The 12,571-nt window shown below is 45.3% G+C and carries 11 protein-coding genes; 5 read left to right on the forward strand and 6 right to left on the reverse strand.

The genetic code is table 11. The features are described 5' to 3' along the window. Window positions 1–31 precede the first annotated feature (31 nt). Window positions 32–1,564 carry a methyl-accepting chemotaxis protein gene (locus LDO51_RS02680; RefSeq protein ID WP_225576246.1) on the forward strand — a complete coding sequence of 511 codons (1,533 nt, stop codon included), beginning with the start codon at window positions 32–34 and terminating at the stop codon, window positions 1,562–1,564. Between the two features lie 65 nt (window positions 1,565–1,629). On the opposite strand, the gene tsaD is transcribed toward LDO51_RS02680, so the two are convergent. Further along, the gene (gene tsaD, locus LDO51_RS02685) at window positions 1,630–2,661 is read right to left on the reverse strand and encodes a tRNA (adenosine(37)-N6)-threonylcarbamoyltransferase complex transferase subunit TsaD (protein ID WP_225576247.1); all 1,032 of its coding nucleotides are present in this window, start codon (window positions 2,659–2,661) and stop codon (window positions 1,630–1,632) included. Between the two features lie 373 nt (window positions 2,662–3,034). On the opposite strand from tsaD, the gene rpsU reads away from it, so the two are divergent. The 4 genes from rpsU to LDO51_RS02705 all read left to right on the forward strand — a co-directional run bounded on the left by rpsU (window position 3,035) and on the right by LDO51_RS02705 (window position 7,811). Beyond that, window positions 3,035–3,250, forward strand: coding sequence for a 30S ribosomal protein S21 (gene rpsU, locus LDO51_RS02690; protein ID WP_001144069.1), 216 nt, complete (start codon window positions 3,035–3,037; stop codon window positions 3,248–3,250). 118 nt (window positions 3,251–3,368) lie between these two features. Then, a complete protein-coding gene (gene dnaG / locus LDO51_RS02695) occupies window positions 3,369–5,114 on the forward strand; it encodes a DNA primase (RefSeq protein ID WP_225576248.1) in 1,746 nt (581 codons plus the stop codon). Between the two features lie 182 nt (window positions 5,115–5,296). Beyond that, entirely contained in the window at window positions 5,297–7,147 is a 1,851-nt protein-coding gene (rpoD, locus tag LDO51_RS02700) for an RNA polymerase sigma factor RpoD (protein ID WP_036956252.1), read from the forward strand. Window positions 7,148–7,610: 463 nt separating this feature from the next. Continuing rightward, a complete protein-coding gene (locus LDO51_RS02705; protein ID WP_225576249.1) occupies window positions 7,611–7,811 on the forward strand; it encodes a LysR substrate-binding domain-containing protein in 201 nt (66 codons plus the stop codon). Here LDO51_RS02705 and LDO51_RS02710 read toward each other — a convergent pair whose 3' ends face one another. Genes LDO51_RS02710 through LDO51_RS02730 form a run of 5 tightly spaced genes read right to left on the reverse strand, consistent with a single transcriptional unit; the run spans window position 7,812 to window position 12,549 of the window. Continuing rightward, a complete protein-coding gene (locus tag LDO51_RS02710; protein WP_225576250.1) occupies window positions 7,812–8,408 on the reverse strand; it encodes an ATP-binding cassette domain-containing protein in 597 nt (198 codons plus the stop codon). 4 nt (window positions 8,409–8,412) lie between these two features. Continuing rightward, complete coding sequence (locus LDO51_RS02715; RefSeq protein WP_225576251.1) at window positions 8,413–9,198, reverse strand: ATP-binding cassette domain-containing protein; 786 nt, start codon at window positions 9,196–9,198, stop codon at window positions 8,413–8,415. After that, complete coding sequence (locus tag LDO51_RS02720; RefSeq protein WP_225576252.1) at window positions 9,192–10,004, reverse strand: ABC transporter permease; 813 nt, start codon at window positions 10,002–10,004, stop codon at window positions 9,192–9,194. The genes LDO51_RS02715 and LDO51_RS02720 overlap by 7 nt, the downstream gene beginning before the upstream one ends. Further along, window positions 10,001–10,969, reverse strand: a complete 969-nt coding sequence (locus tag LDO51_RS02725; protein WP_225576253.1) for an ABC transporter permease — start codon at window positions 10,967–10,969, stop codon at window positions 10,001–10,003. The genes LDO51_RS02720 and LDO51_RS02725 overlap by 4 nt, the downstream gene beginning before the upstream one ends. After that, on the reverse strand, window positions 10,969–12,549 hold the full coding sequence (locus LDO51_RS02730) for an ABC transporter substrate-binding protein (protein WP_225576254.1): 1,581 nt from the start codon (window positions 12,547–12,549) through the stop codon (window positions 10,969–10,971). The genes LDO51_RS02725 and LDO51_RS02730 overlap by 1 nt, the downstream gene beginning before the upstream one ends. Between the last annotated feature and the right edge of the window lie 22 nt (window positions 12,550–12,571).

Here is a 12,571-nt window from a genome sequence, read left to right on the forward strand (position 1 = left end):
AAGAAAACTTAACTATAAAAGTGAATAAAAAATGAGCGGAAATCCATATATAACCCAAAATGAGTATATCTTAGATGAAGATATCACCTTGATGACCACAAGCGACCTTCAAGGGAATATTATTCATGCTAATGATTTTTTTGTGCAGGTCAGTGGGTATGATCTCGATGAGTTAATGGGTCAGCCCCACAGTACTATTCGTCATCCTGATATGCCAAAAGCAGCCTTTGCAGATATGTGGCACACCTTAAAAATGGGAGAACCGTGGACTGGGATCATCAAAAATCGCCGTAAAAATGGCGATCATTATTGGGTTCGTGCCAATGTCATCCCCATGCAGAGAAAAGGTGTCATCACTGGTTATATGTCCATTCGCCTACGAGCTACCCGAGAGGAAATCGCCGCAGTTGAGCCGCTGTATAAAGCCCTAGCCGAAAATCGTAGCAATCGCCGACTTTATAAGGGAATAGTGCTACCAAAACGCCGTCGATTCTCACTTTCAACACTGTCTGTTCGCTGGCGTTGCCGTTTAATTTCCAGCAGTTTATTTGTCTTGTGGATGGCGATGGCGGGTTTATCGGGCCTATCCGGTAATACATTGCTACTGACCAGCTTATTCACCTTGATAACCCTACTGCTCGGCAATGTGGCATTAGAGCGTAATTTTGCGAAGCCACTTGAAAATATTATGTTTCAAGCATTAAACGTTGCGCGAGGTAACCGTAATAGCATTGACCACATGAGTCGTGTTGATGAAATTGGGCAGATCCTGCGCTCCATTGGTCAGCTAGGCTTAGTGTGCCGTTGGCTGATTAACGATGTCTCTGATCAAGTAGATAACGTTCGTAAAGACAGCCAATCGTTAGTGAGTGATTGTGGTGAATTAGATAGCCATACTCAGCGTACAGTAGGCTATATGCAGCAAACCGCCGCTACCATGAACCAAATGGCAGTCTCCGTTAAAATGAATGCGGACAACACCCACAAAGCCGATGTGCTCTCCAATGAAACGAGTGAAACAGCGGTGAATGGTGGAGCGATGATGGATGCGGTGGTCATCACTATGGACGAAATAGTACACAGCACCAGTAAAATCAATTCGATCACCGATGTGATTAAAGATATCGCATTCCAAACCAATATCTTGGCGCTAAATGCCGCCGTGGAAGCCGCTAGAGCCGGTGAACAAGGTAAAGGTTTTGCCGTCGTCGCCAATGAAGTTCGTAGCTTAGCTAGCCGCAGTGCCAGCGCAGTGAACGATATTCGCGCGCTTATCAATAACTGTGAAAAGAAAGTGAGTTCCGGTAAAGACCAAGTCTACGCGGCGGGGAACACAATGAAAGAGATTGTGGATCAAGTGCAGAACGTAACGCAGCTAATTACCCATATTAGTCATGCCACAACGGAGCAAGCTTCTGGGATTTCCGATATCTCACAAGCCGTCAGTGAACTAGAATCCATCACTCAACAAAGTAGCTTACTCGTTGAGCAGAGCACCGAGACTGCAAATCACGTCAAAGATCGTTCCATTCGCTTAGAAGATGCAGTGACTATCTTGCACTAAAAAATGGGGGCTAACGTAATACGCTAGTCCCCCGCTATTATTATGTTCAAACCATAATAAATTAATTATTTAACAGTACCTTCATCTAACGGTGGCAACTCAGCAAGTGGCCAGCGAGGACGAACATTCACGCCTAAATCTGCATTTGCTCCGCCTTTTAAGCGAATTAAGCCAGCTAGAGCGATCATTGCGCCATTGTCGGTGCAAAACTCAGGACGTGCGTAAAATGCTTCGCCGCCACGCTGCTTCAAAACTTCTTCCATTTTGGCGCGTAAAGTACGGTTGGCGCTCACGCCACCGGCCATCACTAAACGTTTAAAGCCAGTTTGCTCAAGCGCACGTTTACATTTAATAGCGAGTGTATCCACAACCGCATCTTCAAAAGCACGAGCGATATCTGCCCGGGTTTGAGGATCATCTGGATTATCACGAATAGTATTTGCCGCAAAAGTTTTCAAGCCTGAAAAACTAAAATCTAACCCTGGGCGGTCAGTCATCGGGCGAGGGAAAACAAAACGCCCAGCAACACCTTGCTGCGCCATACGAGACAACACGGGTCCACCCGGATAATCTAAACCAAGTAATTTAGCCGTTTTATCGAATGCTTCGCCTGCTGCATCATCGATAGACTCGCCAAGAAGTTCGTATTCACCGATGCCCGTCACGCTAATCAATTGGGTATGACCACCAGACACTAACAGCGCCACAAACGGGAACTCAGGGCTTTTTTCTTCCAGCATAGGGGCGAGTAAATGCCCTTCCATATGATGTACGGCAACTGCAGGTACATCCCACGCAAATGCCAGTGCACGCCCCACTGTCGCTCCCACCATCAATGCACCCACTAAACCGGGGCCTGCGGTGTACGCAACGGCATCAATATCTTCACGGGTTAAATTGGCTTCTTTGAGCGCCGCTTGAATTAGCGGTACCGTTTTGCGGATATGATCACGAGAGGCTAATTCGGGTACGACGCCGCCGTAATCAGCATGAACTTTAATTTGGCTGTATAACTGGTTCGCAAGTAAACCCAGTTTATCATCATAGATTGCGATTCCAGTTTCATCGCAAGATGTTTCGATACCTAAAACACGCATTGCACTACCCTTGTTTGTTGCATGAGGGCAAGTCTACCACTAAATTTGCGTCATCGCGCCTAAATTTGCGTCATTGCGCAAATAAATGTCATGAAAAACCGCAATTAATCCCAGCAAAAGGCTGACTTTCCTAGTTGTATAGTCTATAATCAGCCCCCTGTAATAAAAATTTCGTGTGGCTAATTCTCATTATTATCTGGTTTTTCTCACTTTATTGAATAAAGCTGAGGTGAAACAGGTGATCTTGCGTGATTCAATTTTATACGGCACTTTACAAACCCGTACTCATTGAAGTAAAATTCCGCACCATTTTAAATGACGGCTGGTGAACAAAAACCAGCAACAAACCGATTTCTATTGAGGTGAGAGGCACATGCCGGTAATTAAAGTACGTGAAAACGAGCCATTCGACGTAGCACTGCGTCGTTTCAAACGTTCTTGTGAAAAAGCAGGAGTTTTAGCAGAAGTTCGTCGTCGTGAATTCTATGAAAAACCAACGACTGAACGTAAACGCGCTAAAGCATCAGCTGTAAAGCGTCACGCTAAAAAACTGGCTCGCGAAAACGCACGCCGTACTCGTCTGTACTAATTGATTGCGATTTCAATCGCAACCAACACAGACAAGTAAGTAGTTAGCAGTTAAAGGCCGTGCTTTCCTAACGGAAGCGCGGCTTATTATCGTTCATCAACAGGCGAAAAAGAGGCTTATGGCTGGACGAATTCCGCGTTCATTTATCAATGACTTACTCGCTCGTACCGATATCATTGATTTAGTCGATGCAAAAGTCCCGTTAAAAAAACAGGGTAAGAACCATCACGCTTGCTGTCCTTTTCATAACGAAAAAACACCATCATTTACTGTTAATGGTGAGAGACAGTTTTACTATTGTTTTGGTTGTGGTGCCCATGGCAACGCCATTGATTTTCTGATGAATTACGACAAATTAGATTTTGTCGAAGCGATAGAAGAATTATCCGCATTACATGGTCTGGATGTGCCTTACGAAAAAGGAACTGGAACCAGCCAAATTGAACTCCATCAACGTCAAAATTTGTACCAATTGATGGAAAAAATAAATCAGTTTTACTGCGCTGCCTTAAATCATCCATCGGCCAATAAAGCCAAAGATTATTTAAGCCAACGTGGTTTAAGTGCAGACATTATCTCGCATTTTTCGATTGGTTTTGCGCCCGCTGGCTGGGACAACCTTCTCAAGAAATTTGCTGTGAATCCAGAAAGCCGTCAGCAACTTGATGAAGCGGGCATGCTGGTCACTAATGATAATGGTCGCATTTATGACCGCTTTAGAGAGCGAATCATGTTCCCGATTCGGGATCGTCGCGGTCGTGTAATTGCATTTGGTGGACGGGTGTTAGGCGATGCGTTGCCGAAATATTTAAACTCCCCAGAAACCGATATATTCCATAAAGGTCGCCAACTTTTCGGCCTTTATGAAGCCACACAAAATAGTAGTGAGCTTGCAAAATTACTTGTTGTTGAAGGCTATATGGACGTTGTAGCACTCGCACAGTATGACATCCGCTATGCGGTTGCATCACTTGGCACCTCTACAACCTCAGAGCATATTCAATTGCTCTATCGCTCAACAGACACGGTAATTTGCTGTTATGACGGAGATAGAGCAGGAAGAGAAGCCGCTTGGCGTGCACTTGAAAACGCCCTTCCCTATCTTACCGATGGTCGCCAACTCCGTTTTATGTTTTTGCCTGATGGCGAAGACCCTGATTCATTGGTACGCAAAGAAGGAAAAGACGCCTTTGAGCAACGCATGGAAAATGCGCAAAGTCTTTCCGCGTTTTTATTTGACTCTCTCGTTCCCCAGGTGGACTTAAAAACCCAAGAGGGTCGAGCAAAAATTAGTAAACTTGCTATCCCATTGATAAAACAGATACCGGGTGAAACTCTGCGTCTTTATATGGCACAAGAGCTAGGAAATTTCATTGGGATACCGGATATTTCCCAAGTTCTTGCTATGATTGATAGAGAGAGTACTGAACCAGTTAACTATCAGGCGCCCAAACTGAAACCAACAACAATGCGCATACTTATCGCGTTGTTGGTGCAAAATCCGAACTTTTCGGAGCTTGTTCCCTCGCTAGAGGGAATTGCCCATATCCAAATGCCGGGGCTTTCTCTATTTCAGGAATTGGTTGAAGTTTGCCGTTCCACCCCGGGAATGACTACTGGGCAGTTGCTAGAACGTTATCGCGATAATAATTTCGCGAAACAACTTGAAAAACTCGCAACATGGAACGATATAGAAATAGAGGAAATAGCGGAAAATACCTTTATAGATGCTCTAAATCATCTATTTAATAGCGCCCTCGATGAGCGTTTCGACTATTTGATAGCGAAAGAACGAACACAAAGGCTGACACCTGAAGAGCGCGAAGAAGTCCGTCTAATCACTCTTTCACGAGTGAAAACTTAAAGCATCCAAAAAATAGTATACAAAACGGCTTAAGTGCCGCAAATAACAAGGCAAATGCCTGTAAATGCTACGAAATATAAAGGGCGTAGCGCGTAGTCAAATGTCCCTTTAAATGTTCTTGTTGGCCGTTTGTTTCGCCGACCGACACCAATTTAAATACTCAGAAGTGTGGATACCGTCTTATGGAGCAAAACCCGCAGTCACAGCTTAAGCTACTCGTCACCAAGGGTAAAGAGCAAGGTTATTTAACCTATGCTGAGGTAAACGACCATCTGCCGGAAGATATCGTCGATTCAGATCAGATTGAAGATATCATCCAGATGATTAATGACATGGGCATCCAGGTCATGGAAGAAGCACCTGATGCTGATGATTTAATTTTGGCTGAAAATACTTCCGACACGGATGAAGATGCGGCTGAAGCTGCAGCTCAAGTATTATCCAGTGTTGAAAGTGAAATCGGCCGTACCACTGACCCAGTGCGCATGTATATGCGTGAAATGGGGACTGTCGAACTTCTTACCCGTGAAGGTGAGATCGACATTGCAAAACGTATCGAAGATGGTATCAATCAGGTTCAGTGCTCTGTTGCTGAATACCCTGAGGCTATCACCTACTTACTTGAACAATATGACCGCGTCGAAGCTGGCGAAAGCCGCTTATCTGACCTTATCACAGGGTTCGTTGACCCTAATGCGGAAGAAGATTTAGCCCCTACTGCAACCCACGTAGGTTCTGAACTTCCACAAGAAGAGTTAGATAAAGACGACGAAGACGAAGAAGATGAAGACGGCGATGACAGCGATAGCGATGACGATAACAGCATCGATCCTGAATTAGCACGTCAAAAATTCTCTGATCTTCGTGAGCAGTATGAAAAAACTCGTACTCATATTAAACAATATGGTCGTAGCGATGCGAAAACTGCAGCAGCTATCGAGCAATTATCCGAAGTTTTCAAAGAGTTCCGCTTAGTACCTAAGCAGTTTGACTATCTGGTCAACAACATGCGTGAAATGATGGACCGCGTTCGTATGCAAGAGCGTACCATCATGAAACTGTGTGTTGAACAGTGCAAAATGCCTAAAAAGAACTTCATTACATTATTCAGTGGCAATGAAACCAGCGAAACTTGGTTAACCGCAGCCAAAGCAATGAACAAGCCGTGGTCTGAAAAACTGCTGGAAGTGGAAGAAGAAGTTCTGCGTTGCCTGCAAAGACTGCGTCAAATCGAAGAAGAAACTGGCCTGACAATCGAACAGGTTAAAGACATCAACCGTCGTATGTCTATCGGTGAAGCTAAGGCTCGTCGTGCGAAGAAAGAGATGGTTGAAGCAAACTTACGTCTGGTTATTTCTATCGCGAAGAAATACACCAACCGTGGTCTGCAATTCCTTGATTTGATTCAAGAAGGTAACATCGGTCTGATGAAAGCGGTTGATAAGTTTGAATACCGCCGTGGTTATAAGTTCTCAACTTATGCAACATGGTGGATCCGTCAGGCTATTACCCGTTCTATCGCTGACCAAGCACGTACAATCCGTATTCCGGTTCACATGATTGAGACCATCAACAAACTGAACCGTATCTCTCGTCAAATGCTGCAAGAGATGGGCCGTGAACCATCGCCAGAAGAACTGGCAGAACGCATGCTTATGCCGGAAGATAAAATCCGTAAAGTACTGAAGATTGCGAAAGAGCCAATCTCCATGGAAACGCCAATCGGTGATGATGAAGATTCACATTTAGGCGATTTCATTGAAGATACCACATTAGAGTTACCGTTAGATTCTGCAACGTCAGAAAGCTTACGTTCAGCAACTCATGAGGTTCTGGCTGGTTTAACCGCGCGTGAAGCGAAAGTACTGCGTATGCGTTTCGGTATCGACATGAACACTGACCACACCTTAGAGGAAGTGGGCAAACAGTTTGATGTTACCCGTGAGCGTATCCGTCAGATTGAAGCTAAAGCGCTGCGTAAATTACGTCACCCTAGCCGCTCAGAAGTTCTGCGCAGCTTCTTAGACGAATAAACCACAACGTCTTCATGTCTACAAAATCAAACACCTGCTTCGGCAGGTGTTTTTTTATCAACGCATGTTCGCTCGCTATCTAGCTTCGTTTTACCATCACCATCAATCCCAGCACATATAAATCAATAACGATCTAAGAATAAACAGAAATAGTCTAATGACCATTTTCATGTTTCACTAAGTCATTATTTTACTGGGATTTCATGAAGATATTGCCAATCGCATTTTCCAGCTTCTATTTTGATACCTACTGTTGATGTCCGTAAAGAATCTACTCCTTCAACTGTTTGAGATTCTTGATATTGCACCCAAAACAAGTTGTCTCCGGACTCAAATAGAGGCTCATATTTTGTTGAACTTGCAGGATAGCCAATACCTTTTACAGAGCCGTCATGGAGAAAAGTTTGAGTTACCGCTATTAAACATCCACTATGAGTCTAATTTCGCAGACGTTATCCGCTAGATGACATTAGTATCACTCGCTGCGGCTATTTGCCCAGCATGGTTAGTTGAAGAGGATTTAAAGGCTCATCGATTAGTACGCTTATTACCTGAGTTCGGCAGACCGAAACAAAATATCCTATTGCTCTACCCGAATACCCAAACTCTGCCTGCCAAAACACGGGGATTTATTGAGTTTTTGGTCGATGGAATACCGTTATGACTAAATGCATGCCGCCGTCCACACTTTGGTACACACTTTTTCCAACAACGCTTTATTGTGGCTAAAAACAATCATCGCGAGGGGGCGTTGCTGTGAAATACGAATCAAATGCTGCCAAACCTCTTTTTGCAGATGGGCGTCTAGCTGGGCGGTGATCTCATCAGCAATCAGCACTTTCGTGCGAGGGTCTAAAGCTCTTAATAATGCAATGCGCGCAAGTTCACCACCGGATAGCTCACTTGGACGTCTGTCTAACCATTGCGGTTTAATAGAAAGATAATCTAACCATTGGGCATCCGGAGCCCACGCATCACAAACACTGGAACCCACGGTACGATAAGGATTAAAGCTTTTTTCTGGGTGCTGCGGGACTAGCTGAATAGGGCAATAACCACGATGAGGAACAGGCTCACCATTAAATAAAACTTGCCCACCAGTGGGCTTTTGCCACTGACCCAATACACGTCCTAGCGTCGTTTTTCCAAATCCACTGGGAGCAGAAATACCCAGTCGTTCATTGTCTGCCAATGACAAATTCAGGTTATCCCACAATATCCTACCGGCCTGTTCAATACGCAGATTTTGAATCTCTAGCATCTGGCTACCTCCACTCATCCAGCATCATAAACTGATGCTCAGGCAGGGCATTCCATAGAGATTGGATCCATTGCCCGCCACCACCTTGTTTGAGTTTTTGGCTGCTCAGAACTTCTTCTAATGCGCCATTGCGTAATAATGCGACGCGATCCGCAAAGCGTACCGCCATAGACAAGTCATGGGTTACCCACAACACACCTCGACCATCACGACATAAGGATTTGATATTATCAAGCAGTTGCACCGCATGTTCATCATCCAGCCATGAAGAGATCTCATCGGCGAGAATATATTCCGCGCGAGAAAGTGTGGCGCTGCTCGCCAGCACCCTTTTAGCCATTCCCCCTGAGAGCTGACTTGGGTAGTGATTCACCAGGCTCGATTGCAAACTGTATTCTTGTAGATGTCGTGCCACATCGTGCATTTTTATATGCTGCCCGCTGAGTACTGCGGCACGTTCTAGCTGAGGGCCAATCTGAATTAATGGATTCAGCGCACTCACCCCTTGAGGCACATAGCACAACGAATTTCCGCGATACTGGGATTTGGTTTTCTCCGTTAGGGCTTGACCATTCAGTTCAATATTCCCTTTGCAGCGCATATTCTTTGGCAATAATCCTAATGCGCTTTGTAGTAATAAGCTTTTACCTTCACCACTGCTGCCAATCAGCGCCACCATTTCACCCGGTTGAATATCTAGTGAAATATCTTGCAGTAATGGAGACCATTGCTTTTTGCCCAACCAACGGTATTGCGCCACATCAATGGTCAGATTTTCAAATTTCAGCATGTTGCTCCCCTTAACCACAATTGTTGAGCCGATTTCGCAAATTGGTCAAATAGCAAAACTAACCCCATCAATGCCGCACCGGGAAAAACCACCATCCACCAAGCACCGGTACTCAAGTAGCGTAACGCTTCAGAAAGTAAAATACCCAGCGATGGCTCATGAGGTGCTAGCCCAAATCCGAGGAAACTTAATGCAGCACTGTGTAGCACTGAGTGCGGAAACATCAATAATGTTCCGACCATCCATTGAGGAAGCAACATCGGTAAATAATGGTAGCGTAAACGCTGGAATGCACTGTTACCTATACGATGGGATAGCATGATGTAATCAGTTTGCTGAACCCGCAGCAGTTCTGAACGCAAGATTAATGTCAGTTTAGGCCAATGAGTTAATGCCACAGCCCAAATCACCCCCATCTTTCCGCCACCCAACGTAAAGCAGATCAGTACCAATAACAGTAAATGTGGTAGAGCAAGCAGCGCATCAATAATGCCGCGCACTATATAATCCATACTTTTATTGAGCGAAGATAACCCCGCCATCACCAAGGCGATAATACCGCTGCTCATCGACGCAATTAAACCGATTTGCAAGCTGGTAGCAAGCCCTTGAAATGTTCGCTCAAATAAATCGCGTCCTAAATTGTCCGTACCAAATAAATGCAACCATGACGGCGCTTGTCGTCTGTCGAGTAAGTTCATTTCAATATCAGACGAAAGAAGCCAAAACGCATAACCACCTAATAAAATCAGGCAACTTAATGAAAGGAGTAGTTTGATCAGAGCGCGATTCGGATTATAAGTCATGACTCTCTTATCACTCCCTTATTCACCCGTTTTAATAGCAAATCTGCCATGGTATTACTGACGAAAATCAGCACGGCGCAGAGCATCACTATTCCCATTAACAGCGGCACATCTCCGCGCAACCCAGCATCAATAGTGGCTTGCCCTAACCCCGGGTACGCAAACACTTTTTCCGCTAATAATGCCCCACTAAATAGCTCCCCCACAGAGGCAAACTGTAAGCAAATCGCAGGCGTAATAGCGTGTTTAAGCACATGGAAGCCCATCATTGACCAGCCTTTATCCCCCTGAGCTTGTGCATAATGAATAAATTCGCTATTCATCACTTCAGCCACTTTTGCGCGGGTATGCAAAGCAATGGTGCCGACCCCCAGCATTCCGAGGGCTATCACTGGTAAAATTAAATGCTGAATTTTTTGTGAGAATGTGGCGGTCTGTTCATCTAAGCCTATCGGCCACGCACAGCAAATTGGCGCCCACTTTAAAGAAACCGCAAACAGGGAAAGCAGCAATAAACCTATCCAAAAGACGGGGATTGAGGCGAGTAAATAACAAAGCGCCGATATAATTTTGTCAGGCCAGCGGTTTAAGTAACGCCCAGCGACTAACCCAAGCCCAAACCCGACCACACCGGAAAATACCCACGCACTGCCGAGCAATGCCAGTGAAGGAACAATACGGTCAGAAATCACTTGTAAAACAGGGGTATTGTACAGCATCGAATACCCCAAATCCCCTTGAAGCATTTGTGAAAACCAGCGCCAGAACTGCATCCAGAGCGGTTGATCAAGCCCCCAACGCGCCGCAATCAGCGGGTATTGCTCCGGGGGCACATGCATCAAGTCATTACCTATATAGGCTTTGATCGGATCAATCGGCGAGTAACTTAGTAGGATAAAAATTCCCAGTGCGGTTACCGTTAATAAGCAGATAAATCGCAATAAAAGCCCAAAGGTCGCTCGCATTACTTACAAGTCCACTTCCATTCATCGACATTGTTTAGCACAGACCAAGAGCCGTGAATTTCAGGTGCACTTTTGCCTAAATCAACACATTGATTTGATAAGTAAATATGCTGAACATTCATCAACCAAGCCCATGCAGCATCCCCTTGGATACCAACACCCACTTTGCCATTCCAGTCCACTTGTTGCCATAACGGGATAGCGGCATCTTGGTCTGGCTGACGCAATGCTTCTTCGATAATGTCATCCACTGCTGGGTTTTTATAATAACCCGCATTGTAGAAACCGACACCCGCGGCTTTACTGCTGTAGTTATGGACTAACTCCATTGGGTCGAGGCTGCCCCAACCAAACAGTGTAGGGTTGGCATGCATATGCAGCTCAACCGTTTCCCAACTACCTGATTTCAAATCCATTTCAATACCGAGCGGTTTTAAGCTTGAGCGAATGGCTTGCGCTAAGTCACGGCGAGTGGTGTCACCGCTGGCATACCACAAAGTTAATTTCGCTACTTTGCCATTTTTCTCTCTCAAACCGTCTTTATTCAGCTTCCAGCCGGCCTCTTCCAAAATGGTTTTAGCTTTGTCTAAATCCCCATCTTTGAATGACGCTTTAGGGTTATTCCAAGGTAACCCAGCTACGCCGGTATAAGCCGGAACAGCAAAGCCTTCAAGAACGGATTCCGCCAACAGCTTGCGATCTAATGCGTAGTTAATGGCTTTACGAATCGCCACATCAGAGGTGATGTCGTTACCAATTGGGTTGCCCTGAGCATCTTTTTCGCCAGCAGGTGGAATTGGGAATGAAATCCCGCGGTTTTCCACGCTGTAACGCTCAATCAGCTTCATGTTAGGAACATTATTTGCACTGCTTGCTACGGCAGGAGGAATGCGTACAACTTCAAGCTGAGCGCTTTGGGCGGCAGCAAATGCGGCATCTTCATCAAGGAACACAAACACCATTTTGCCATAATCATTTTTAGGACCAGCATAGTATGGGTTTTGCTCAACAATCAGTTGTTGACCCGGTTGGAAAGCCACCAAACGGTATGGACCTGCTCCAATCGGCTTATGCGCGTAAGTTTTTGCATCGTACTTATCCGCAGAGACGATCCCTAATGATCCCAACACATTGATAAACGTACTTTGCGGGGAAGATAACGTGATTTTCACGGTCAGCGGGTCGATTTCCTCTGCCTTAGCGAAGTTACCCATATCCACTTTACCGCCGCTTGCCGCCGCATTGTTGTAGCTAAATACCACATCTTTTGCGGTTAATGGCGAGCCATCCGAGAATTTCAAATCCTTTTTCAAGGTCAGTGTCCATTCTTTACCATCCGCATTATGTACGTAGCTTTCGAGCATATAACTGTGCCAAGAAAGATCCGCTTTTTGCTTTAAGAGTGGACTATGCAGGAGCAGGTAACTGCCGTGGCTCCAACCCAACATTGGGTCAAAACCTTCAGTGGGTTCTGCACCAATGGCAAGTCGTAAAGTGTGTGTAGATGATGTGGGCTCAGCCGCTTGTGCTTGCAGGGTTAACCCCATTAAACACATGGCAACCGCTAATTTTTTAATCATATATCCCTCTAATCGGTGATTT

This window comes from Providencia alcalifaciens (assembly GCF_020271745.1).
Classification (GTDB): domain Bacteria; phylum Pseudomonadota; class Gammaproteobacteria; order Enterobacterales; family Enterobacteriaceae; genus Providencia; species Providencia alcalifaciens_B.